We start from the raw sequence: 24716 nt of genomic DNA, 5'->3' as shown, positions 1-24716 counted from the left end.
CCCCCTCATGTGAGGGGGGGCTTTTATAAACTACGAGATTATTAAACCACAGAATCATCCAAATTCGGCGCTAACCAACGTTTTGCCTCATCCAAGGTCCAACCTTTACGCTTCGCATAATCTTCCAACTGATCGCCAGAGATTTTACCCACGTTAAAGTATTCTGTTTCAGGGTTGGCGTAGTAGAAACCGCTGACTGATGAAGGTGGCCACATTGCAAAGCTACTGGTTAAGTAAGTTCCGATCTTATCAGTCGTACCTAACCAATCAAACAGCGGCGCTTTTTCAGAATGTTCAGGACAAGCAGGGTAGCCCGGTGCAGGACGAATACCCACATACTTCTCTTTGATCAACTCTTCATTTGAAAGCTGTTCATCCGCTTGGTAGCCCCAGAACTCTTTACGAATACGTTGGTGCAAGTGTTCAGCAAATGCTTCTGCAAAACGGTCACCCAAGGCTTGAACCATAATCGCGTTATAGTCATCACCTTTGGCTTTGTATTCTTGCGAAAGTTCTTCCGCACCAAAGATCGATACAGTGAAACCACCCAAATAATCTTGCGCCACGTCTTTCGGCGCTACAAAGTCAGCCAGTGAGAAATTCGCTTTACCTGTGACTTTGTCAGACTGCTGACGAATATGCTCAAAGGTATGCGTCACATTGCCATTTTCATCCGTTACCGCAACAGTATCCGCTGCAACACGGTTGGCAGGGTAAAGACTAAAAGTAGCGCGCGCATCGAAACGTTTATTTTCGATAATGTCTTTGAGCATTGCTTGTGCTTGTTCAAACAAATCACGTGCGGCTTCACCGACGACTTCATCTTCAAGGATTTTCGGGAATTTACCCGCCAAACTCCAAGAAATAAAGAATGGTGTCCAGTCAAAATACTCAACCAAAGTTTCTAATGGATAGTTGGTGAAAGTTTCAGAACCAATGAAGTTTGGTTTTACTGGCGCATGCTTTTCAAAGTCAATTTTGAAGCCATTTTCAACCGATTCAGCATAAGAAAGTTTTGCTGCTTTCGGTTGTTTGTTGGCAAGACGCGTACGGATTTTTTCATAATCCGCCGCATAATCCGCTGCCAATTGTGGCTTCATATCAGCAGATAAAAGTTGTGTTGCAACACCGACTGCACGAGATGCATCGGCAGTGTAGTACACACCATCATTGTGATATTGCGGTGCAATCTTCACAGCGGTATGTGCTTTAGACGTGGTCGCACCACCAATCATGAGTGGAATGTTAAAACCTTTACGTTGCATTTCTTTGGCAACAAATACCATTTCATCCAATGACGGTGTGATCAAACCTGATAAACCGATGATGTCAACTTTTTCATCAATCGCAGTTTGTAAGATTTTCTCACAAGGTACCATCACGCCAAGGTCAACGATGTCATAACCGTTACAGCCAAGTACCACACCCACGATGTTTTTACCGATGTCGTGTACGTCGCCTTTAACAGTAGCAAGCAAGATTTTACCTTTGGCTTCACCTTGGGTTTTTTCTGCTTCAATAAATGGGTTCAACCAAGCCACGGCTTGTTTCATCACACGTGCAGATTTCACCACCTGAGGTAGGAACATTTTGCCGGCACCGAACAAGTCGCCAACCACGTTCATCCCTGCCATGAGTGGACCTTCGATCACATCAAGTGGACGAGCTGATTTTAAACGTGCTTCTTCGGTATCTTCATCAATATAAGTCGTAATACCTTTTACAAGCGCGTATTCAAGACGTTTTTCAACAGGTTCATTACGCCATTCAAGGTTTTCTTCAGCTTTTTGCGCGCCTGCTTGACCACGGTATTTTTCAGCCACTGCAAGGAGTTTTTCTGTTGCTTCTTGACCGCTTGCACCTTGGTTGCGGTTTAACACCACATCTTCAACCGCTTCTTTTAATTCGGCATCAATGTCATCATAAATCGCAAGCTGACCTGCGTTGACGATCCCCATGGTTAAACCTTGTTGAATGCCGTGATATAAGAACACCGCATGGATCGCTTCACGAACAGGTTCGTTACCACGGAATGAGAACGATACGTTTGAGATCCCGCCTGACACCATCGCGTTTGGAAGGTTTTGTTTAATCCAACCGGTTGCTTCAATGAAGTCCACACCGTAGTTGTTGTGTTCTTCAATACCTGTTGCGACCGCAAACACGTTCGGGTCAAAAATAATATCTTCAGATGGGAAACCCACTTCGTTGACTAAGACATCATAAGAGCGCTTACAGATTTCTTTTTTACGTTCAGCAGTATCCGCCTGACCGTTTTCATCAAACGCCATGACAATCACTGCCGCACCGTATTGACGGCATAGGCGAGCACGTTCTACAAACTCGTCATAACCTTCTTTTAAGGAAATTGAGTTTACAACCGCTTTACCTTGGACGCATTTCAAACCTGCTTCAATGATCTCCCATTTAGAAGAATCCAGCATGATTGGCACACGTGAAATATCAGGCTCAGACGCGATCAGATTCAGGAAATGCACCATCGCTTCTTGCGAATCGAGCATACCTTCATCCATGTTGATGTCGATGATTTGCGCACCGGCTTCAACTTGTTGACGTGCCACATCTAAAGCTTCAGTGAAGTTACCTTCTTTAATCAGGCGTAAGAATTTTTTAGAACCTGTCACGTTGGTACGTTCACCGACGTTCACAAACAATGAATCTTTGGTGATGTTGAATGGCTCTAAACCACTTAAACGACATGCAGGTTCAATTTCAGGGATTTGACGCGGTGCAATACCTTCAACCGCTTGCGCAATCGCACGAATATGATCCGGCGTCGTACCACAACAACCACCCGTAATGTTAATTAAGCCACTTTCAGCAAATTCTTTAATAAATGCTGCAGTTTCTTCAGGAGTTTCATCATAACCACCGAAGGCATTTGGTAAGCCTGCGTTTGGATGCGCTGAAACAAAAGTATCCGCAACGTCAGACACGGTTTTGACGTGTGGACGCATCGCATCTGCACCCAGTGCACAGTTAAAGCCAATCGATAAAGGCTCTGCATGGCGCATTGAGTTCCAGAATGCTTCTGCGGTTTGACCTGTGAGTGTACGGCCAGATGCATCGGTAATGGTGCCCGAAATCATAATTGGCAGTTCGTAACCAATTTCTTTAAACACTTCTTTCACTGCAAAGATCGCAGCTTTGGCATTTAGGGTATCGAAGACCGTTTCAATCAAGATGATGTCTGCACCACCTTCAATCAATGCCTTAGTCGCTTCAATGTAGTTAACTTTTAACTCATCAAAGGTGATGTTACGGAATGCCGGATCATTTACATTTGGTGAAATTGAAGTGGTACGTGACGTTGGTCCTAATACGCCCGCGACAAAACGTGGTTTTTCAGGTGTTGAGTATTTTTTACATGCTTCTTTGGCAATTCGAGCTGCTTCACGGTTAATCTCAGGAACCAAATCTTCCATATGGTAGTCAGACATTGAAACACGGGTTCCATTGAACGAGTTAGTTTCAATAATATCTGCACCAGCTTCAAGATAAGCTTCATGAATGCCTTGAATAATCTGTGGCTGAGTTAGAACCAATAAGTCGTTATTACCCTTAAGGTCGTAGGCCCAATCCTCAAAACGTTCACCACGGTAATCAGCTTCTTCCAATTTGTGGCGTTGGATCATGGTACCCATTGCACCATCAATAATCAGGATACGTTTGGCAAGAAGCGCTTTTAAGGTGGCGAGGGTAGACATCAAATGACTCTCACAAAAATCTGCACAAATAATGGTGCAATATTTTAGCAGAGTTACGTCCACTTTTCTGATAAATAAAAATTTATGAACCTATTCCCAAAAAATTAAGGATGAATTTCATCCATCGACTACGATGATCAACCTATCAAAACTGAAACTGTCTATATTTCATCATGTTGTCATAATCTAATGTAATAATAACTGCCGTTGTAACAAATGTGACAGTGATGTCATCTTTATTTCATCTATTTAATTACCGATTGAAATAAAGATTAAAGACGAGGCTTTTGTATTAACTATCTGATTATTATTGATAAATTTTGAATACTGGTTGTTTTTAAAGTTTAATTTTCTTAAATAAGTGTCGTTTGGATGACTTATATGACAGCTCTTTGTCATATAATTGTAATAATTAAATTGAACAATAGAGTGGATATTTATCCTCTTTCTCTGCTTGCATGAATTCTAATCAAACTCCAGTTTCAGATTCAGCACAATCGTCAACGCCTATGCAGTCGACGAATGTTCACGTGCCAACGCCGAAATTCTTTATGCCAGTGTTCCTTACACTGATTGTTTCAACCTTGATTTACATTGGTTTTCAGTTGGCTGCTGATTTATCTCATGTGCCTGCTTTAAATCTTTATGCTGTGATCATGTTGGCCACGGCATTGTTTATCGCATTGGGTTTCGAGTTCGTTAACGGTTTCCATGACACGGCCAATGCTGTGGCAACGGTCATTTATACCAACGCTTTATCTGCACCTGTCGCTGTAATGTGGGCAGGCTTCTGTAACTTCCTTGGCGTAATGGTCGCAAGTGGTGCAGTTGCCTACGGTATTATCGCGCTATTGCCTGTTGAATTGATTATGAACGTCGGTTCAGGTGCTGGTTTTGCCATGGTCTTTGCCATGTTGATTGCCGCAATCGTATGGAACTTAGGAACTTGGTTCCTCGGTATCCCTGCTTCTAGCTCTCATACACTGATCGGTTCGATTTTAGGTGTGGGCATCATGAACTACATCTTAAACGCAGGTAATGGTGCGTCAGGTGTAGACATGGAACAGGTGATGAAAGTGGGTAAAGCACTTTTATTCTCACCATTAATCGGTTTTGCATTTGCGGCTGTATTGTTCTTATTGGTTAAAAAAATCTTTAAGAAACAAGTGGAATTATTCCAACCACCAGAAGGGAATAAACCGCCGCCGCCACTTATTCGTGCCATTTTGATTTTCACGTGTACCGGTGTAAGTTTTGCACACGGCTCAAATGATGGTCAAAAAGGTATGGGTCTGATTATGTTGATTCTGATCGGGATCGTGCCATTGGCATACTCTTTAAACAAGAGTCTAGATCAACAACATATCCAAACGTTTGGTCAGTTATCTGCTCAAACTGCTGATTTGATTTATCCAAATCACCAAGATATTCCAGATGAAAAAGCGCGTGAAATTATCACGTCATATATCCAAACCAAAGAAATCACGCCTGAAGTTGTGCCAGCTTTGGCAAGTTTAACGGATCATTTAGGTGAAAAAGTAGGAAGCTACACATCCATTAAAGATGTTCCTGAAGATCAAGTGGCTGAATTCCGTAATGATATGTACCTCAGCACGACTGCATTCAAGCGTTTAGATAAAGCAGAAGCTTTACCTGCCATGACTGAAGCGCAAGAAAAAACAGTGGACAACTACCGTGATAACTTAGATTCATTCCTTCAATACATTCCAACATGGGTGAAAGTTGCGACTGCATTGGCATTAGGTCTAGGGACGATGGTAGGCTGGAAACGTATTGTTGTTACCGTTGGTGAGCGTATTGGTAAACAACACATGACTTATGGTCAGGGGATGTCTGCAGAGTTAGTTGCAATGTCAACGATTGCTGCTGCTGATGGCTTTGGTATGCCAGTGTCAACAACACACGTTTTAAACTCTGCTGTAGCAGGTACGATGGTTGCGAATAAGTCGGGCTTAAACTTCCAAATGGTTCGCACAATCTTATCAGCGTGGATTTTCACACTGCCAGCAACAATCTGTTTATCAGGTGGTTTATTCTGGTTGTTCCTTCAGTTCACCTGATTGAATTCAATACTTAAAGACTAAAAAAGCGCTGAACAATCAGCGCTTTTTTTATGATCAATTGTTTATGACGCTTATTTTTGGAATTTAGACCAAAGTTTTTTCAAGGGGAGTTTTTCCTCAGCAAAACCATATAATGCGGCAAATGGTAGGGCGGTGCGTGCGAGATATGCTACACGCCATAATCCACCATGATTAGCACCATGCATGATTAAGTCTAATGGATGATTGAGGGCGATGTCAGGATTGGCAACCGACTGTGGGTTTCTCAAATCATGAATCCACAACGCAGCCATAATCGCATTGGTCGTCGCGGGTTCAAATGCTTCAACATCAAACAAATTGGCACCATTGAAAGCAGCTTTTAATAATGGGTTTTTGGTTACCGAATGTGTAGTGGTCGATGGAGCAATATTAATGCTGACACGTTGACCTTGTGACCGTGCTAACGTAGCGCGCCATTGTTGAATCCTTTTCGCCAACGCATAATTTGGACCTTGTTCAACCACAAGACAGTCGCAGATCCCATACTGTTTATCATGACATTGGAATAAGCGTTCTTCATTTTGTTTGAAAAAATAATCACGAGAGACAGTCGAAATACTCTTGGACAGAATATTTTCAAGTTTAGAGCGTGATTTAAACTTATCTAATCCACCTTGAATAACTTCCTGTGGTACAGCGTAGACGTCAGTGGGCGTACACATATACATTAAACTGGTATTGGATTTTTGTTGGCTGACATGTTGCATAATGGCATCCATCGCCATAGAAACACGAACGTGCTTTTCGCCATCTAAATACGCAATCGCGGCAAGATCTAAGTCTCGATCAAACTGGGTGAGCCAATGTGCAATCTCAGGGGTATCTGTTAATAAGTTAACGCCTAAACGCTCTGCAGCTTCACGTATAGATGCAGATGAATCTATTGATTCGACACTTGGAGCGTATAAGGTCGCATTGCCTTGCAGAACAGTATTCAAAATCTTTGTCCATACTCGCTCATGATTTAAATCAAGCGCCATGATATTGGCTTTCCATTTCGCCAGCCAAGGTAAAGGTCCTGCTTCAGAAGCTGCACCAAACAGCACCATTGTTCGATCCGAAAGGTCAAACCACTCTGGATGCTGCACACACGCTTGTAGTGCCTGTGCATGTGATGCTTCTATAATACCTCGGTCTAACCAAAGTTGAATTTGGTCGAGTAGGGCTTGACCTTCTAAATTTTTACCCTGATAAGGTACAAACCATTGCGGCTCAGCATTAGAGTTTCCTTGAAGTGTGTAGGTATTTAAATCTTTTGATTTAAGATTCATCACTTCATTCAATGCATGTGTATGTTGATCACGTTGAAAACTAAACTCTTCATAAGCTTGTTGAAGTCCATCTTGAGCGATGCGCAGCGCAGCTTCAGGTGATGAGAGCCCACATTCTACCAACCGTTTAAAATGAATCGGATAGGATTTTCGCCAATTCTTTTCATTGATAACTGCATCAGCGTATTCTGGCTGAATCTGTTGTAATGCCGCACTGACGATGCGTTGGCCTGATTTTGAACTGCTGGGTTTAGAGGACGTGTTAGAGGAAAATTGTAAACCATCAGGTTGATTAGACATGCAAAAAATCTCAAAAAAAAATGAATAAATTCGCGGATGCCTACATTATCCTGACAAAATTAATGATCTAGGTGGCATTAATTACCAGATATTGATTGAATTATTACGAGATATTTCTAAAAAAAGGAAGCCGAAGACTTCCTTTATAAACAAAATCAATTATTTAGTATTTTTTATACCATTGATCAATTCTTCTAACATAAATGCAGTGTTATCTAAGCCAGCGCCCGTTAAATACCAGGCATCGGCATCAACAAAGATGACACGATTCTCTTTGACTGCTTGACTATTCTTGAGTAATGGATGTGATTGAATATGTTGTTTCGCAGCATAGTTTTGCGTGTTTACAGCACCACGGTCTAACACAATGATGAAATCAGGATTTTGTTTTATTGCATGTGCTAGATGCTCTAAATTGCGTTGCGCGGCAGCAAGAGCTTCTGGTGAGTTTGGAGCAGGTCGAGCACTTGAGGCTTGAGGTGCTGCAGACGGCACCACTGACTTTAAGCCAGAAATATCATAGGCAAATCCAAATCTTTCATTCTTTGCATGCGGTATAAAATTATCACCCATGGCAAAAAGCATCAGGCCGGATTTGCCTTTAGTGAGTTGTTTAAGTTGTGCTTGAAGGGCATAGACATGATCTAATTTAGATTGTGCGAGTTGTTCCTTATTAAACATTTTTGCTAAAAAAAGTGTGCGATTTTTCAGGTCTTGATTGAAGTTTTGAGTATCAGGCCAGAGGTTGATTGCAGGTGCAATTTTTTTGACCTCATTTAATTTTGCAGCAGAACGCCCGCCGACAATGATGAGATCTGGCTTTTGTTCTTTTAATAAGGTTTGGTTGGGTTCAAATAAAGATCCAGCTTTTACATATTGTTTGTCATTAAATTTTTTCAAAGCACCAACAAAAGTAGTTTCGGGTACGATTGATGCTTGAATACCTAAAGCATTCAGTGTATCCAACGCGGATAGTTCGTAAACAGCCAGCTTCTGTGGCGTATTTTGAAGTTGAATAGTTTGATCTTGATAAGTGAATTGAACAGGTTGAGCATATGAAACAAAGGCGCTGAATGAAAGAATGAGTGCCAATGGAAGTTTAATGTAAGTCATATCAATACCTCGAGGTTTGATAAAAGCTTAACATGAACATATAAATGATAATCATTATCATTGTTGAATTTGTGTTTTTGATTTATTTACCAGCATCAACTTTGAATTTAAGGGTATTTGTGCGGAGTGTTTTAAGCCCCCGCAATGATCAAAGAATTAGAGCGGTAGTTGAAGCAACTTGCTGAAGAAATGTGGAATAATTTGAGGTTCAATCAATATCGTAACCACGACACCGTAGGCTGCACCCCATAAATGTGCACTGTGGTTGATGTTACTGTTTCCACGTTTACCTGACCAAATACTATAAGCAACATAAAGCACGGCAAAAATAATGGCTGGAACTGGAATAAAGAAGACAAATATCAGTTTCCATGGTTGAAATAAAATATAAGCAAACAAGACTGCTGATACTGCTCCAGAGGCACCTAGACTTGCCCAGCGGTGATCATTTTTATGTTTTAAATAGCTTGGAATAATTGCCGCGATTAAACCGCCTAAATAGAACAGAACAAATCCGAGTTCATATAAGTATTGTCGATAAAAACTCTCAATTACACTTCCAAAGAAAAAGAGTGTGATCATATTGAACAGTAGATGTGTTCCATCTGCATGTATAAAACCATGCGTGATAAATCGATCGTATTGACCTTTCTGCATGGCTGGAGGCCAAAAAATCAAACGATTCATAATATTTTGATTGGAAAATGCAACCAGTGAAATGGCAACCGTAATTAAAACGATGGTGACAGTATGATTAAAAGGTAAATCAAGCATATGGATAAGATTGAATAAATTGCTTTAATTCTATTCATCATGCCATTTTTTTAAATTTAATTGTTATTAATATAATAATTCTGACAAATTTAGTTGAATTTTAAATATTATCCCCGATCTTCAGTTAAAATAGAGTCTTCAGCTTGAGGAAAAATTGTTATGTCGACTGAGAACACCAGCACTGCAGTTGCTGAAGAAATTCCAAATTTATTAATTACACCAACTGCGCAAGAGTATTTGTTTGAACTTTTAGAGAAGCAAAATACTCCTGGTATCGCGGTACGTGTTTTCGTAGAACATCCGGGTACACCACGTGCTGAATGCTGCATGGCGTATAGTGCACCAGATGAAGTCGTTCCAACCGACTATAAACAAGAATATCCAAAATTTGCTGCATATATTGATACACCATCAATCCCATACTTATTGGATGCAGTGATTGATTACAACAAAGATCGCTTTGGTGGTCAGTTGACTTTCCGTGCACCTAACTCGAAAGTGCCACGTGTAGGTCCAGATGCATCGATTGAAGAACGTATAACCTATGTATTACAGTCAGAAATTAACCCTGGTTTAGCAGGGCATGGTGGAAACTGTGCATTGGTTGAAGTGGTTGAAGATGCTGAGCATGGTTTAACAGCGGTCTTGAAATTTGGTGGTGGCTGTCAAGGGTGTTCAGCAATTGATGTGACACTTAAACAAGGTGTTGAAGTTACGCTAAAACAGCATATCCCAGAGTTACAACGTGTTGTGGACCAGACAGACCACAGCCAATCAGAAGGCGCTTATATGAAATAAGTTGCCTTTAAATTTACAAAAGTTGATTTGAAAAGCTCCCATTAAAAGGGGGCTTTTTTTATGAAAACTGAACAAAATGAGTAATATCAATAAAATTGAAATGTAAAAACAAAACTATAAATGAGAATAGTTATCATAATCTATTGCAAAGTGATTATCATTTGTTACAATGCGACACAATTCGAACAAGATCTCTCCACACATTCTTTGGTAATTACACAATGCAAAAGACATTTTTAAAATCTAAGTTAGCGTTTGCTGTCTTAACCACCATGTCGGTTTCAAGTTTTGCACAAGAGCAAATTGGTCAAGATACTAATGCAAAACAAGATACAACTAAGTTAAAAACAATTGTCGTAACTTCAGCGAGTGGTTATGAGCAAAATATAGCGGATGCTGCTGCTACTATTTCAGTGATTACTGCCGAAGAATTAGAAAAAAAATCTTATAGTGATGTAACTGATGCATTGAAAAATGTTCCAGGTGTATTTGTACAAGGCGGTGGAACGAACCAGACGATCTCCATTCGGGGTATGGGATCAGCTTATACCCTATTTTTAGTAGATGGACGTCCAATGAATGATGGTAGTCTTTTAACAACAAATGGGGGGGTTCAAGGAGCATCAGTAAACTTCTTACCGCCAATAGAATCGATTGAACGTATTGAAGTGATTCGAGGCCCGTCATCCTCTCTATATGGTTCTGATGCAATGGGTGGTGTAATTAACATCATTACTAAAAAGCATCAAGATCGTTTGACTGCAAGTATTCGAACAGAATATATCAAAGCTGGTAAATCGAATGACGTTAACAACGACGCAACCAATACCAGCTTGTATGTAAATGCACCATTAATTGATAAGCTTCTTTCGGTTCAAGTTACAGCTGGTCTTCAAAAGATTGAAGAAAGTTCATTACAAAAAAATACAGCCGAAACAGGTGAGAGTGAACCAGATTTTCAAAAAACAAATCTAGGTACAAAGTTTGTTTTTACACCAGATGAAAAAAACACACTCACTGCTGAATATGTAAGAACTCAACAAGAGCGTACACACAACCCAGGTAAAAGTTATACCCAGTATGTTTCAGTAACGGGTCCTAAAGTTGATATTGATGGTAAAGATTTCGTTCTATCTAATGGAAATTATTATCCAGCATATAATACGAATAATCGTAATGATGATGGTGAGCTAATCTATCGTTCAGATGTCGTACCGAATACAGGGACTTACTCAGAATTAGAAAAAAATAATTTTAGCCTTACTCATGATGGTGAGTACGACAATCTAAAACTCACTTCTTACTTGCAATATGATAAAGATAAAAATAATGCAATTACAGGGCGTACTGTGGGTAAAGTTCAAAATCCAGGGGGGATTTTATTTGAGACTATCACAGCCAATACCCAAGGAACGTACTTTTTCGAAGATCATAGTCTGACCATTGGCGGGCGATATTTAAAAGAAAATCTTGAGGATGGTACAAGTAACCAAAATGCAGCGATGGCTGGTAAAGTCACTAAAATGGATCGATATCAATGGTCTATTTTTGCAGAAGATACTTGGAATGTCAGTGATAAGTTAGCACTAACCTTAAGTGGTCGTTTCGATGAAAATGAGTTTTTTGGTGATAATTTCAGTCCAAAGGCATATGCAGTTTATAAAGCTACAGACAACGTGACTTTAAAAGGAGGTGTAATTTCAGGCTATAAAGCGCCGAGCTTACGTAATTCTTCTCCAGATTACATGCTGAACTCAATGGGCGGGGCAATTATGCCAAACCCAAATTTAAAGCCAGAAACCAGTTTAACGTATGAAACAGGTTTTGCATTCACTCATCCTGAATTGGGTTTATCTGCAAGTCTTATGGTCTATCAAACTGACTTTAACGATAAAATTACTCGATCTGGTCGTTTAGATGGTAGTCGACTTCCCCCAAAAAATGACGGTGAGCCGCCTTACACTCAATCTGAAATTAATGATTTCGTTAATAGCAGTGCTTTCTATCAGTCCAACCCTAATCTGCCATATAACGCAAATGGTTATACACTCAACTATAACATTGATAAGGCCGAAATTAGAGGGCTTGAACTGACCACAGATTACAACATTACAGATTACTTAAAATATAGACACTCTTATACATTCACAGATAGTGAGCAAAAATCTGGACAGTATGAAGGTAAACCATTGAATAATTTGCCTAAACATATGTTTAATGCAGGCTTAGATTGGGACTTTAATGATCAATTGTATTTATGGACTCAATTGAATTATCGTGGCAAAACAGTGGGTGATACCGATGGAGATAAAACACCAGCTTATACATTTGTAGATGTTGGAGCTGTGTATAAGTATAGTGACCAATTCCAGCTATCTACTGGTGTATATAATGTTGCAAACAAAAATGTACTGAAAGATGGAAATGATTGGGTGCTTGATGGTCGACGTTACAGCTTTGCCTTGAATTATAAGTTTTAATGACTTGTGCTTGGAGTGAGAGCGAGAATCTCACTCCAAGCTTTGAATAGTCGAGTTTAGAAGGAAAATAATGAAGCGCGTCGATGGCTATGTGGTTGACACTATCTATCCTATGTTTTTTTATCCAGAGATGCAGCCAATTTGGTTGAGTACAATCAGCCAATTTCAAGGTTATATAGCGCCAGATATATCTCAAAATTTTCGATATTTAGAGTTAGGTTGTGGTTGTGGTCTTAACTTGATTGTGGCAGCAATTGCAAATCCGCACGCTGAGTTTGTCGGAGTGGATTTTAATGACAAACACATACAACGAGCTACAGAGCTTACTCAATTCTTACAGTTAAGCAATATAAGATTCTTAAATATAGACTTTGAAAAATTTAACAAAAATAATAATGAAGTGTTTGATTTCATTGTCTGTCATGGAGTGTATTCTTGGGTTTCTGAACACAATCAATATTTTATTAGGCAGATTCTAGATAAATCTTTAAAGGACCAAGGATTATTCTATTTACACTATATGTGCTTTCCTGGATCCGCTACTTTACAGCCTATTCAAAAAATCTTTAACTTGGTTGATAAAAATACGTCTCAGCAATCTGCTCAAAGTATTGAATTGTCTACAGCACTAGTGAGTGAATTAAATCGGAGAGGCGCTTTTATTGGATATGACAAAATACAAGGAATTGTGAATACATTAAAAAATGATACCAATTATCTCGCTCACGAACTTTTAACTGATTATTGGCAACCCCTTTATAGTGTAGATGTACATGAGATTTTAAAGATCGAAGCTGATCTATCATATATTGGGAGTGCAGTTCCAACTGAAAACTTAGATTCGCTTAGCATTCCAATCGACTTGCAACAGTTGATATCAGATGTGAATATTTCGAATACAAAAGAGTATCTAAAAGATATTGCTCGGGATTCAAAGCAACGTATGGATTTGTTTCAAAAAAAATCAGTGAATTACCGTTTTGAAGACCATTTAGGAATTTTACATAAGATTAGATTAGATCTTATTCTTAACAATCAGCGATTGGATAATATTAATTTAAAAACATCAATTGGCCCAATTCAAGCTCCGAAGGAGGTGATCAGTGCCATTATTGAAAGTTTAAGAACTGGTTCTAAAACTTTTCAACAGTTACATCACCTTCCTTGTTTTCAGCAAAATTTAAAACTACTTGTTGAGAGTATATTTTTATTGATGAATTGCCATTATATCTATCCTATAAGCGAGCATAGAGAATCAAAGGACGTACGTAAAATAGAACGTCTCAATTCATGGCTGAGTGAGCATCAAATTCAGATTCAAATACCGACGACATATTTCTAATAAACCGCTCTAAGGAGCGGTTTTATAATTAAGATGTGAGAATACTTAGTGCTGGTTCAGAATAGTAGAATTTTTCAAGATATACACGTGCACGTTGTTTAAGGTGTTCACTAGAAATCATATGCTTAATTACGGGGCAGAGTAGAGCACTTAATTCATTTTGAACAAGGCTTTCGTTGATATTGATATCTTGCATGATCAGATCAAAAGAGCGGTCTTGATTATGGCAATACCACGTGTAAATACCATCGTGTACTTGTTGCTTTAAATATTCAGTTTGACGGAGGTTGTCCCAAATATCATGTCCCATTGCCACAGTATTTGGTAGATCATTGATTTCAACATAGTTTTTAACAGCAGAGAGTGGGACTTGCTTTATTTTGTGCCAAAGATTGGCTTGGAAGTGGTATAGCTTATTGTCATCAAAGTGTTGGTTAATCACTTGTTCGCTAATTTGACTGATCTTGATAATATTTTTTTGAAGATAATGTTTGACCGTATCATCAAGATTGGAATCAGTGACACTTTCAAGAACTGATTTCCCCATTTTCATAAAGCGGCCGACACCGGGTACTTTTTTATTCATCACTGAATTATCAATATAATCCTGAATAGAATGATGGATTAACTCGGTGAGCATACTCGAAAATGCGGGATTGTTCACGATACGTTTAATCAGGGCTTGGCGGTGAGCGCTTTTAGATGAAATATAAAGTGCAATTCGATCAATGGTGTGAACCGAGATAATATCTTCGATTTGAGTCGTTTCGTTAAGCGGGTGAACCAACGCAAATCGAATATGCTCCGCAATCTGTTGAATGAGAGAATCAGTTGCAGGCGTATTTAGAATTTGTTTTTGAAGCAGCGCATTAATCGCCTCGAAAGACCAAATTTTCTTTAAAGGTTGTTTTCTAAACCATTGATAAAAATATAAAAATTCATTTTCAATAGTGTCATCTTGAGAAAATTCATGATCAAGAAATGCCAAATGTGCCTCAATCAACTGTTCGATTTTAGGATTTTTTTCCATGAAAATTCTCAATATCCTTAATTTGATGATGACGTTTTAACGGTATTCATCTTATTTAAAAAACTTAAGTAATGTTGCGCCACAAGATCAGGTGTTTCTACGATAGGTGTATGACCAATTTGATCTAATAGAATAGGGGGATGTGCTTTTTTTAAGGCGGTCCCTAATTCATGTGCAACTTCAACATTGACTATCTGATCTTGTTTTCCCCACAAAATCAATGTTTCAACCTCAATATTTTTTAACAATTGAGCAAATGATTCAACGGTGTACTGTTGATTGAGTTTAACAAGCTGATGAATCAACTCAGATGTATCCGCCGCGCGTTGAATAAGTGCTTGCTCTTGTTGTTTCTTGATTAAACTGGGTACGAAGGGAGCTTTATGCATGACTCTCCTAGAAACATAATTCAAGTCACCAGGTTGTGAGATTAAAAGCTGCTTTAAATAAATTGGGTTATTGAGGAAGAATGTTTTGTTGCTTCTGAATAATCCACCGGCACTGATCAGAAATAAACTTTTCATTTCTTGAGGATATTTAGCAGCATACATCAGTCCGATTGATCCACCGACAGAGTGACCCGCTAGATTAAGCTGGTTTTCAATGCGTAATGCTTCTGCAAAACGACGTAACTGTTCAGTCAGATGAGGAAGTGATAAGTCAAATCCCTTCGGTGTTAGCGTTTGTCCACCTCCAGGCAAGTCAACGATAATGACGCGATATTGCTGTGTGAGATTCCGAGCTACATGATTCCAACTGTCTCGATTCATGCCTATACCATGAATGAGCAATAAGGCAGGTCGATCAGCAGGACCACCTTCGCTATAAGACCACACAACATCTCCGACGCGAATCGTTTTATTGGATAGTCCTGCCCAAGCACGTTCTTCATTTAAAACTTTTTGATAGTCGATACATTCAACAGTATCTGCTCGGGTAGATGAGATACCGAGGCTGAGCATTAACGCGAGTAAAATGGAAAATAAATGTTGATGCTTTAATATGGGTAAAGGAAGATGAACAAACATGCAGGTGAAATCCCTTAAAACAGGGCGACATTATAATCAAGTGACTTTTATAAAGTAGTAGTTAAAAGTAAAAAAATAAATCCTATTTTTGTGATAATTGGTTCTCGATTTAAATAAGTTTTACTTCATAAACATAAATTTAAGCGCTGAATCAGCTGCTAAAGTGTTTAGTAAGGAATGATCATAATCATCAGATTTGAAGAAATTGAAGATATTTTTAGCAATTAACAAAAATTGTAACAGAGTTTAAATTTTGTCAGTGACAATCAAAAAGCACAGTATTAAAATTACCTCAAACCTTGATAAACCATGGATACAAGATGCTAACTGCACAAGAAGCTTTAGAACGTTTAAAAATTGGTAATCAACGTTTTGTTGAAGGTCAAACCAAGCATCAGCGATTATTGACGCATCAAGAGCGTGCTCAGATGGCTGAAACTCAAGAGCCATTTGCGATTGTATTAGGATGTTCTGATTCACGTGTTCCAGCTGAAATGGTTTTTGATCAGGGCTTAGGTGATTTATTTGTTATTCGTGTAGCAGGCAATATCGTAGCTCCATCTCAAGTTGGAAGTGTGGAGTTTGCAGCCGAAAGTTTTAATTGTCCTTTAGTGATTGTATTGGGTCATACACATTGCGGCGCGATCGACTCAACGATTGAAGCATTACGTAATCCTCAACAACCGCCATCAGTTAATTTGATGTCTATTGTCAATCGCGTACGTCCATCAGTCGAAATTTTAATGCAAACTGAGTTAAAAGATGATTTGAAAAAGCTTTCAGTACACGCGGTTCGCTCAAATGTTTTTGCTTCAGTTAACCAGTTGCGCCATGGTTCTGCGGTGTTGGAAAACTTGATTGCACAAGGTAAATTAAAAGTTGTAGGTGCAGAATACTCACTTGAAACAGGTGAAGTTACATTCTTTGACTTCTAATATCAGCATTTTAAAAAAGCCAGCTTAAGCTGGCTTTTTTATTGATTGGGATTTATGGATCTATATGTCTATAACTTTATAGAGCGCCTTTAATATAAGAATATGCATTATTTAAGAGTTTAGGTTGAGCTTGTTCATTAGGATGAATCAGATCTTTTTGCATGAGTTTATTATTTCCAGCAACACCTTCTAGAAAAAAAGGGAGCAACTTCACATTAAATTGCTGGCTCACAACTTTATAATTATTTTCAAAGGCTTTGCTATACGCTGAGCCATAGTTTGGAGGAATCTTCATGCCAAATATGAGTACTTTGGCATTAGATTTTTGGCTCAATTGAACTAATCGAGTTAGGTTTTGTTGAATCATTTTTGGAGGTTGACCTCGTAAACCGTCATTACCTCCCAATTCAATTACGACAATATCTGGTTTGTGTGTTTGTAGCAATTTGGGCAAACGTGCTAATGCACCACTGCTTGTTTCACCACTGACACTTGCATTGACCACTCGATGTTGTTTCGGATACTGTTGATCAAGACGTTTTTGCAAAAGATTGACCCAACCTTTCTCGGTGGGTACGCCGTAACCAGCACTTAAACTATCACCAAGAATAAGGATAGTTTTTGCAAAGCTATTGATCGGTAAAAGAAACAGACAACTGCAGATAAATAAAAAGGCAGTTTTTCTCAACGTAACAATATTTAAACTTTGACTGATTTGCATAAAGGCTTTCTATGGTTCGTAATGACTCAACTTCTTCAATCATGCCACAAGCGTTAATTTCTGCACAGCAATTGACACAAACGATACAGATCCAACAAAAAAAGTTGACGATTTTTGAGAAACTAAATCTACAAATTTATCCTGGCGAGCAAGTCGCAATCACAGGCAGATCGGGTTCTGGAAAATCTACACTCTTGGGAATTCTGGCGACATTAGATCAGCCAAGTTCAGGAACATTGTCGATTAATGGTATAGCAGTTGAGCAATTAAGCGAAGAGCAACGCGCTCAAATTAGACTTGAAAATATTGGTTTTGTATTTCAATCCTTTCAGCTTTTACCTTCTTTATCTGCGCTTGAAAATGTCATGTTACCGCTGAGAATTCAAAAGAATTTTGATTATGCCAAAGCAGAACAACAAGCCCTTTATTGGTTGAACAAAGTGGGTTTAGATCGTCAAAGTACTCAAACACCTAAAGTACTGTCTGGGGGAGAACAACAACGCGTAGCAATTGCACGCGCTTTAATTGCTGAGCCCAAAATTGTATTTGCGGATGAACCAACGGGAAATTTAGATGGGACGACAGCCCAGGAGATTGAACAGCTTTTATTTGATTTGAATCGGGAGCTGGGCACTACATTGGTTTTAGTCACCCATGATCAAAAGCTAGCACAAAAATGTGAGACGCATTATGAATTGATCGATGGTCAATTAGAAAAAGTGCAAGGCGCTTCAGCTTCTGGAGCGCGTGTATGAGTGCGCTATTCAAACCTTTGTTGAAGCAAAGTTTTGCTAGCACAGGGATTTATTTGCTCATTTTTGCATTGAGTCTCGCGATTAGTGCGACAACCGCTTTAAAGTTCAGTAATGATCAGATTCAACAAGCTGTTTCATTGCAGGCTGCTAAGCTTCAAGCTGCTGATCTAGTGTTGAGTGATCAATATCCGCTCAATGAAAAATTTAAACAGAAGGCGAACCAACTCAATCTACAACAGTCCCAAGTGACGGTTTTTGGTTCAATGGCACATACTGATGAACAATTTGTCATGGTGAATGTCAAAGCGATTGAGTCCAATTTTCCGCTACGTGGTGAACTCATTATTCAACCTGATCAGACTGCTATTCGGTCAGAAGAGGTATGGCTGAGTCAACGTGCTTTAGATTTATTAAATGTCAAAATAGGGGAGAGGGTTCAAATCGCAGATGCGAGTTTTACAGTCACAGGAGTCATTGAAAAGGATTCTAACCAAGAACTCGGATTTTCAGCCTTTTCACCTACAGTGATCATTTCACAATCTGATGTTGCGGCAACCAATGCGATTCAGCCTGGAAGTCGTATCGAATATCGTCTGCTTATGTCTGGTGAGCCAAATAGACTTAATGAGTTTACGGCTTATTTTGATCAGCTCTATCCTAAAAAAATGATTGAACCAAATGCAGATGATCAGCAAGCAATGGAAACCCAAAGCTCAATTCGCTTGAGAACTGCGGATGAGGCGAATACCCGCTTGATGCGTCCAATTGAAAATCTAGATACTTTTTTACAGCTTGCAAACATTCTTACAATTTTACTGTGCGGTATTGCAATTGCGTTGACCAGTCAACGGTACGTTCAACAAAATCAAGATCATGTTGCTTTAATGAGATGTATGGGGGCTGCAAAGTTCCAAATTCTTAAGAACTATATTGCATTGCTTATGATTGCCGTCGCAATTGCGATGTTCATCGGTACTGGGTTAGGGATTGGTCTAGGCTATATTTTATTGCAGTTTATGTTGCAACTAATTCCGCATTTAGACATCCAATTTAGCTTGTTTGATTTGGTTTTGGGTCCTTTGCCGATTGCAATATTCACCAGTGTCATTGTGATGTTTGGATTTATTGTCCCAAGTTTGATGCAGCTCTTAAATACGCCTCCAATTCGTGTTATCCGTGAGGATGTTAAATCTACGCGTTCTCTCTTGACCTTATTGGGAGCGGGAGCTGTAAGTCTTATTTTATTTTGTATTTTGCTCACTCAAAATATACAGTTCTCATTGCTCGTTATCGGTACGATCCTCGCATTGTGTGCAAGTATGTTCAGCATAGTTTGGTTGCTATTAAAGATGATCAAATCTTTGAAAAATAGATGGTCAGCCTATGTACGTGTACCTAATCAAACAGCATTTCAAATTACTGCACTTGCATTAGGTCTGAGCCTGATTACAGTTCTTGTAGTATTAAGGACGGATCTATTAGATCGTTGGCAGCAACAGTTACCTGAAGGTACGCCAAATCAATTTATTTATGGTCTTCCTCCATTTGAAGTTGAGCAATTTAAAGCTCAGATCGAAAAAGAAGGTTGGCCAAGTACACCCTTGTATCCGAATATCCGCGGACGCCTAATTAAACATAATGGTCAGCCATTTTCGGAATCATTAAGAGCGCAAAATAACTCACTCAGACGAGAGTTGAATTTGACTCAAGCTCAAGGCTATCCAGAAGATAATGTCATTGTCAGTGGGCAGCCACAATTGCAGCAGGTGGGAGATGTTTCTGTTGAAGCAAATCTTGCTGAAGAGTTAGGGATAAAAGTGGGTGATCAACTCAGTTTTAGCTTGCCAGAAGGCGAACTTCAAGCCAATGTTGTAAATTTAAGAACAGTCGAGTGGGAAAGCTTCAGTCCAAATTTTTTCTTCATTTTTGCACCGAATACGATGGATGAAAATGCTGGAAGTTATTTAGGAAGTTTTTTTGTACCTCAAGATGAAAAATCCAAGTTGGTCAATCTGATTCAGCAGTTCTCAAATACTGTATTTATCGATGTTTCCTTAATTTTAGATGAAATTAAGAATTTAGTATCTGTTCTAGTTCAAATTATTACCATTCTTGCGCTTCTCGTCAGTGTTTCAGGTTTTTTGGTGTTGATTGCTTGCATTAATTTATTGATGGATGAGCGAAAGCGAGAAGTCGCGATTTTAAGATCATTTGGCAGCTCAAAATCCAATTTGAAAAATATGCTGAGTTTAGAAATTGGATTTATCGGCTTTATGGCTGGCTTAGTATCGTGTTTTTTTGCTGAGGTCATCAGTGCGATCGCCAGTTATAAAATGGATCTCGCTATACAACCGCATTGGGAAATCTGGGTGATTCTACCCATGAGCATGATGATTTTATGTGCGCTGATTGGTCGTTATCGTTTAAGCTACTTAACTGAGATTCCTCCATTAAAAAGCTTGCGTGAACTCAATCAATCATAAAATTTATGAGGTCTAAAAAATGCAATTGGAATTAGTATGCCAATTGCATTTTCATTTGCTGCAACATTTCAGCCCAAATGGGTTGTATTCCGCTCACTAAGCCTAAGTTATATTGATACATGAGCCAACATAAGAAGATGCCTAGAGGAAGTACCACGATGGTAGTGGTGAAGCCTAGTCTAAATCGTTGACCGATGTACCAACATAAAGCCATGACTGCACCCATCAACATTCCACCAATATGCGCTGCATTATTTATTCCAGGGATCATGAATCCCATACCAATATTTAATGCCAAGATGATCAGCAGCGATTTACGATCAAAGAGAAATTGTTGTTGTGGTAAAGGGGGAAAAAGAGATAAGAGCGTTAAAGCACCACCTAAACCCATAACGGCACCTGATGCACCTGCGGATACACGTGGAAATAAATCATGGTTGACATGCTCCAATAACTCGTAACTATTCCGAATATCAATCAGCCCACTGACCAAGCTTCCCATAATGCCTGCTAATAGGTACAAGCCTAGAAAATAAATATGCCCAAATGTTTTCTCAGCGACATTGCCAAAGATATACAATGCCCACATATTGAGCATTAAATGAATAAGACCAAAATGAAAAAATGTACTGCTGAAGATTCGGAGGGGTTCCTCTAAATAAGTCAGCGGTGCATAATCAGCACCCCAGCGCAAAGCATCTATTGTTGCTGGGTTTGATACATCCACCCCGCTAAAGATTTGCCAGATAAAAAGTCCAACATTCAGTGTAATGAGTAAAAACGTAATCTGACTTAACGGTAGACGTGATTGGCTTTGAAATTGGGGTGGTTGCATTTCAGTCATGTCATTGTATTCTGTGATAGTGATATGGATTAAGGTCAAGCATGTACTACGCTAACAAAAGGAGCAACACACTGACATGAAAGCATTTATTGTTCGAACTTTATTGGTCATTGTCAGTATCATCCTTGTAATTCAACTATGGATTTTTTCAAGTCTTGCATGGTGGAGAACCAATGCTGTTGATACAACGATGCTCATGCGTTGGACATATTGGACCGACAGTTCGAAGCCCATTCAGCATCAATGGCGTGATTATGAGAATATCAGTGATCATCTGAAACGTGCGATTATTGCAGCTGAAGATGCTAAATTTATGCAACATCATGGTTTTGATTTTGACGGCATAAAACATGCTTTGGAAAGAAATAAAGAAAAAGAACAAGTGGTTGCGGGTGGATCTACCATTTCCCAACAATTATCCAAAAATCTATTTTTATTTAATAAGCGTTCTTTTTTACGTAAAGGACAAGAGGCCGTCGCCACAGTCATGATGGAGCGTATGTGGTCAAAACAACGCATTCTTGAGGTATACATGAACTCCATTGAATTTGGAGATCATATCTTTGGTGTGGAAGCTGCAGCACGTCATTATTTTGGAAAATCTGCAAGCAGTCTAACACGTGAGCAAGCCGCATTTTTGGCAGCGATCTTGCCGAATCCGCGTTATTATCAACACCACCGTCAAGATCGTAAACTCAAAAATAAACAGCGAATTATTTTGCGTTACATGAATGCTTCAAGAATTCCGTGAGATGGACTTGTTTAAAAAACTCTCGTGAGATCAAAAATGCACAGTGATCATGTGCATTTTTTATGAAATTGTCATAAATTTGAAGCATACTTAAGACAGATCTTTAGCATGCAGGTTTGTGGTATGAATACCGCGATGACAAATACTCCAACTGAATATACTTATAATGAACGATATATCAATCGTGAACTTTCGATTTTAGACTTTCATCTTCGTGTTTTAGAACAAGCGGTTGATCCATTGCATCCATTGCTTGAGCGAATGAATTTCTTATTGATTTTTTCAAGAAATATGGACGAATTCTTTGAAATTCGTGTTGCGGGTGTCATGGAGCAATTGGAGCTCGGTAATGAAAGCCGTAGTCCAGATGGTTTAACACCAAAGCAAGTTCTTGAGAAAATTTCACAGACTGCGCATGCTGCAATAGAGCGTCAATATCGTATTTTGAATGATGAAATTTTTCCAAAATTACGTGAAGAAGATATTTGCTTCTTACGTCGAGGAGAGTTGACACCTGCTCAATCCCAATGGATTAAAAAATATTTTCAGGAACAAGTTGCGCCAGTACTTACTCCAATTAGTTTAGATCCAGCACATCCATTCCCGCGTTTAGTCAACAAATCACTCAACTTTATCGTCACGCTAGAAGGCAAAGATGCTTTTGGACGACAGATTGATTTAGCCGTTGTCCCTGCGCCACGTTCTTTACCACGTGTGGTTCGTTTACCTGACGAGTTAACCGATGGTAAAGAACACCACGTGATGCTGTCAGCGATTATTCATGAGCATGTCTCTGATTTATTCCCAGGAATGACTGCGACAGGTTGCTATCAATTCCGTGTGACGCGAAATGCGGATTTAGCCCTTAATGAAGATGTCGAAGATTTGGCAAAAGCATTAAAAGGGGAGTTAAACTCTCGTCGATTTGGACGTGCTGTCCGTTTAGAAGTGACAGAAAATTGCCCAAAACATATTTATGATTACCTTCTCAACGAATTCGACTTGCATGAAGAACAATTATATAAAGTTGATGGACCTGTGAACTTGGCACGTTTAGTGTCTAATTTTAAACGTCCGCATTTGAGATATGACTCACATACGCCGGTCATTCCTAAAGTATTAAAGAAGTCTGAAAATGTTTTTTCTGCGATGAAGAAACAGGACATTCTTTTACATCATCCATTCGAATCATTTGCTCCAGTTATTAATTTATTACGTGAGGCAGCACGAGATCCACAAGTTTTAGCGATTAAGCAAACATTATATCGAAGTGGGCCTGATTCTGAGATTGTTCAAGTGTTGGCTGAAGCTGCACGCAATGGTAAAGAAGTCACAGCTGTCATTGAACTTCGAGCGCGATTCGATGAAGAGTCAAATATTGCGGTAGCAAATGTTTTGCAAGAGGCTGGTGCTGTGGTGGTTTATGGCATCGTAGGCTATAAAACACATGCAAAAATGATTCTCGTTGTGCGCCGTGAAAATAATAAATTGGTTCGTTATGTGCACTTAGGTACAGGGAATTATCATGCAACCAATGCCCGGATCTATACCGATTACGGATTGATGACAACGGACAAAGAGCTTTGTGAAGATGTGCATCGTATATTCCAAGAGTTGACTGGAATGGGCAAAATGGCAAAATTGAAGAAATTACTTCATGCGCCATTTACGTTGCATACACAGTTAATTAGTTATATTGATGAAGAGATTGCTCACGCCAAAGCGGGTAAGCCAGCTCAGATTATTGTGAAAGTGAATGCGCTGACTGAAGTGCAACTGATTAATAAACTTTATGAAGCATCACAAGCTGGTGTGCAGATTGATTTAATCATACGTTCAATTTGTTGTTTAAGACCAGGTTTGCCAGGGCTTTCTGAGAATATCCGTGTGCGCTCTATCGTTGGACGATTCTTAGAGCACACACGTGTGTATTATTTTGGAAATGCAGGGCAACCACGACTGTATTGTTCAAGCGCAGACTGGATGGATCGTAATTTATTTAATCGTGTTGAAGTTTGTTTCCCTGTTGAGGATCCAACTTTGAGAAAGCACATTTATCAACATGGTTTATTGAATTATATGAAAGATAATCAACAAGCTTGGTTGTTAAATGGTGATGGAACTTGGTCACGTGCGCAATGCGATGAAGGTGAGACTCCTCATAATGCGCAACATAAATTGCTTGAACTCTTTAAATCTTAAATGTTTTTTATAAAAAAAGGAGCCAAATGGCTCCT

At 39.2% G+C, this 24716-nt stretch carries 17 protein-coding genes; 9 read left to right on the top strand and 8 right to left on the bottom strand.

Features of this window, described 5'->3' with window-relative positions:
* Positions 1 to 41: 41 nt before the first annotated feature.
* Positions 42 to 3728, bottom strand: a complete 3687-nt coding sequence (metH, locus tag AC1M9F_RS06080; protein WP_481597306.1) for a methionine synthase — start codon at positions 3726 to 3728, stop codon at positions 42 to 44.
* 458 nt (positions 3729 to 4186) lie between these two features.
* Between metH and AC1M9F_RS06075 the strand changes: the two genes are divergently transcribed.
* Positions 4187 to 5809 carry an inorganic phosphate transporter gene (locus tag AC1M9F_RS06075; RefSeq protein WP_035269616.1) on the top strand — a complete coding sequence of 541 codons (1623 nt, stop codon included), beginning with the start codon at positions 4187 to 4189 and terminating at the stop codon, positions 5807 to 5809.
* Positions 5810 to 5883: 74 nt separating this feature from the next.
* Here AC1M9F_RS06075 and AC1M9F_RS06070 read toward each other — a convergent pair whose 3' ends face one another.
* The 3 genes from AC1M9F_RS06070 to AC1M9F_RS06060 form a co-directional block, all read right to left on the bottom strand.
* Complete coding sequence (locus tag AC1M9F_RS06070) at positions 5884 to 7425, bottom strand: hypothetical protein (protein ID WP_481597305.1); 1542 nt, start codon at positions 7423 to 7425, stop codon at positions 5884 to 5886.
* Between the two features lie 159 nt (positions 7426 to 7584).
* Entirely contained in the window at positions 7585 to 8538 is a 954-nt protein-coding gene (locus AC1M9F_RS06065) for an ABC transporter substrate-binding protein (RefSeq protein ID WP_481597304.1), read from the bottom strand.
* A gap of 156 nt (positions 8539 to 8694) precedes the next feature.
* The gene (locus AC1M9F_RS06060) at positions 8695 to 9312 is read right to left on the bottom strand and encodes a rhomboid family intramembrane serine protease (protein ID WP_035269610.1); all 618 of its coding nucleotides are present in this window, start codon (positions 9310 to 9312) and stop codon (positions 8695 to 8697) included.
* A gap of 159 nt (positions 9313 to 9471) precedes the next feature.
* Here AC1M9F_RS06060 and nfuA point away from each other — a divergent pair, with 159 nt between their 5' ends.
* From nfuA to AC1M9F_RS06045, 3 genes are all read left to right on the top strand, one after another.
* Positions 9472 to 10110, top strand: coding sequence for a Fe-S biogenesis protein NfuA (nfuA, locus tag AC1M9F_RS06055; protein ID WP_035269609.1), 639 nt, complete (start codon positions 9472 to 9474; stop codon positions 10108 to 10110).
* A gap of 221 nt (positions 10111 to 10331) precedes the next feature.
* Positions 10332 to 12590: a TonB-dependent receptor domain-containing protein gene (locus tag AC1M9F_RS06050; RefSeq protein ID WP_481597303.1), complete on the top strand. Its 2259-nt coding sequence runs from the start codon at positions 10332 to 10334 to the stop codon at positions 12588 to 12590.
* 91 nt (positions 12591 to 12681) lie between these two features.
* Positions 12682 to 13932, top strand: a complete 1251-nt coding sequence (locus AC1M9F_RS06045; protein WP_481597302.1) for a class I SAM-dependent methyltransferase — start codon at positions 12682 to 12684, stop codon at positions 13930 to 13932.
* Positions 13933 to 13960: 28 nt separating this feature from the next.
* On the opposite strand, the gene AC1M9F_RS06040 is transcribed toward AC1M9F_RS06045, so the two are convergent.
* Together AC1M9F_RS06040 and AC1M9F_RS06035 are read right to left on the bottom strand one after the other, a co-directional pair.
* A complete protein-coding gene (locus AC1M9F_RS06040; protein ID WP_481597301.1) occupies positions 13961 to 14962 on the bottom strand; it encodes a hypothetical protein in 1002 nt (333 codons plus the stop codon).
* A gap of 17 nt (positions 14963 to 14979) precedes the next feature.
* Complete coding sequence (locus AC1M9F_RS06035; protein ID WP_481597300.1) at positions 14980 to 15990, bottom strand: alpha/beta fold hydrolase; 1011 nt, start codon at positions 15988 to 15990, stop codon at positions 14980 to 14982.
* A 320-nt stretch (positions 15991 to 16310) separates the two neighbouring features.
* On the opposite strand from AC1M9F_RS06035, the gene AC1M9F_RS06030 reads away from it, so the two are divergent.
* Positions 16311 to 16925 carry a carbonic anhydrase gene (locus AC1M9F_RS06030; RefSeq protein ID WP_481597299.1) on the top strand — a complete coding sequence of 205 codons (615 nt, stop codon included), beginning with the start codon at positions 16311 to 16313 and terminating at the stop codon, positions 16923 to 16925.
* Positions 16926 to 17001: 76 nt separating this feature from the next.
* Here AC1M9F_RS06030 and AC1M9F_RS06025 read toward each other — a convergent pair whose 3' ends face one another.
* Positions 17002 to 17646: an arylesterase gene (locus AC1M9F_RS06025; protein WP_481597298.1), complete on the bottom strand. Its 645-nt coding sequence runs from the start codon at positions 17644 to 17646 to the stop codon at positions 17002 to 17004.
* Between the two features lie 41 nt (positions 17647 to 17687).
* Here AC1M9F_RS06025 and AC1M9F_RS06020 point away from each other — a divergent pair, with 41 nt between their 5' ends.
* Both AC1M9F_RS06020 and AC1M9F_RS06015 read left to right on the top strand, forming a co-directional pair.
* Complete coding sequence (locus tag AC1M9F_RS06020) at positions 17688 to 18401, top strand: ABC transporter ATP-binding protein (RefSeq protein ID WP_481597329.1); 714 nt, start codon at positions 17688 to 17690, stop codon at positions 18399 to 18401.
* A complete protein-coding gene (locus AC1M9F_RS06015) occupies positions 18398 to 20884 on the top strand; it encodes an ABC transporter permease (protein WP_481597297.1) in 2487 nt (828 codons plus the stop codon). The genes AC1M9F_RS06020 and AC1M9F_RS06015 overlap by 4 nt, the downstream gene beginning before the upstream one ends.
* A 31-nt stretch (positions 20885 to 20915) precedes the next feature.
* On the opposite strand, the gene AC1M9F_RS06010 is transcribed toward AC1M9F_RS06015, so the two are convergent.
* Positions 20916 to 21728 (bottom strand): rhomboid family intramembrane serine protease, encoded by an 813-nt coding sequence (locus tag AC1M9F_RS06010; RefSeq protein WP_481597296.1) that lies wholly within the window; start codon positions 21726 to 21728, stop codon positions 20916 to 20918.
* A 76-nt stretch (positions 21729 to 21804) separates the two neighbouring features.
* Here AC1M9F_RS06010 and mtgA point away from each other — a divergent pair, with 76 nt between their 5' ends.
* Entirely contained in the window at positions 21805 to 22479 is a 675-nt protein-coding gene (gene mtgA / locus AC1M9F_RS06005; RefSeq protein ID WP_035266660.1) for a monofunctional biosynthetic peptidoglycan transglycosylase, read from the top strand.
* A 123-nt stretch (positions 22480 to 22602) separates the two neighbouring features.
* Positions 22603 to 24681: a polyphosphate kinase 1 gene (gene ppk1, locus AC1M9F_RS06000; protein WP_035266707.1), complete on the top strand. Its 2079-nt coding sequence runs from the start codon at positions 22603 to 22605 to the stop codon at positions 24679 to 24681.
* The last annotated feature ends 35 nt before the right edge of the window (positions 24682 to 24716 follow it).

It is taken from the genome of Acinetobacter sp. ANC_7504 (assembly GCF_056779995.1).
Note: the sequence above shows the minus strand (reverse complement) of the source record. Positions and strands in the feature narration are given on the sequence as shown.

What these genes read in the sequence shown, in the direction of transcription:
- nfuA (WP_035269609.1), top strand. Translation starts at nt 9,472, where the DNA reads ATGTCGACTGAGAACACCAGCACTGCAGTTGCTGAAGAAATTCCAAAT.
- AC1M9F_RS06010 (WP_481597296.1), bottom strand. Translation starts at nt 21,728, where the DNA reads ATGACTGAAATGCAACCACCCCAATTTCAAAGCCAATCACGTCTACCG.
- AC1M9F_RS06030 (WP_481597299.1), top strand. Translation starts at nt 16,311, where the DNA reads ATGCTAACTGCACAAGAAGCTTTAGAACGTTTAAAAATTGGTAATCAA.
- AC1M9F_RS06065 (WP_481597304.1), bottom strand. Translation starts at nt 8,538, where the DNA reads ATGACTTACATTAAACTTCCATTGGCACTCATTCTTTCATTCAGCGCC.
- AC1M9F_RS06025 (WP_481597298.1), bottom strand. Translation starts at nt 17,646, where the DNA reads ATGCAAATCAGTCAAAGTTTAAATATTGTTACGTTGAGAAAAACTGCC.
- AC1M9F_RS06070 (WP_481597305.1), bottom strand. Translation starts at nt 7,425, where the DNA reads ATGTCTAATCAACCTGATGGTTTACAATTTTCCTCTAACACGTCCTCT.
- AC1M9F_RS06050 (WP_481597303.1), top strand. Translation starts at nt 10,332, where the DNA reads ATGCAAAAGACATTTTTAAAATCTAAGTTAGCGTTTGCTGTCTTAACC.
- AC1M9F_RS06015 (WP_481597297.1), top strand. Translation starts at nt 18,398, where the DNA reads ATGAGTGCGCTATTCAAACCTTTGTTGAAGCAAAGTTTTGCTAGCACA.
- AC1M9F_RS06020 (WP_481597329.1), top strand. Translation starts at nt 17,688, where the DNA reads ATGCCACAAGCGTTAATTTCTGCACAGCAATTGACACAAACGATACAG.
- mtgA (WP_035266660.1), top strand. Translation starts at nt 21,805, where the DNA reads ATGAAAGCATTTATTGTTCGAACTTTATTGGTCATTGTCAGTATCATC.
- AC1M9F_RS06075 (WP_035269616.1), top strand. Translation starts at nt 4,187, where the DNA reads ATGAATTCTAATCAAACTCCAGTTTCAGATTCAGCACAATCGTCAACG.
- metH (WP_481597306.1), bottom strand. Translation starts at nt 3,728, where the DNA reads ATGTCTACCCTCGCCACCTTAAAAGCGCTTCTTGCCAAACGTATCCTG.
- ppk1 (WP_035266707.1), top strand. Translation starts at nt 22,603, where the DNA reads ATGAATACCGCGATGACAAATACTCCAACTGAATATACTTATAATGAA.
- AC1M9F_RS06040 (WP_481597301.1), bottom strand. Translation starts at nt 14,962, where the DNA reads ATGGAAAAAAATCCTAAAATCGAACAGTTGATTGAGGCACATTTGGCA.
- AC1M9F_RS06060 (WP_035269610.1), bottom strand. Translation starts at nt 9,312, where the DNA reads ATGCTTGATTTACCTTTTAATCATACTGTCACCATCGTTTTAATTACG.
- AC1M9F_RS06035 (WP_481597300.1), bottom strand. Translation starts at nt 15,990, where the DNA reads ATGTTTGTTCATCTTCCTTTACCCATATTAAAGCATCAACATTTATTT.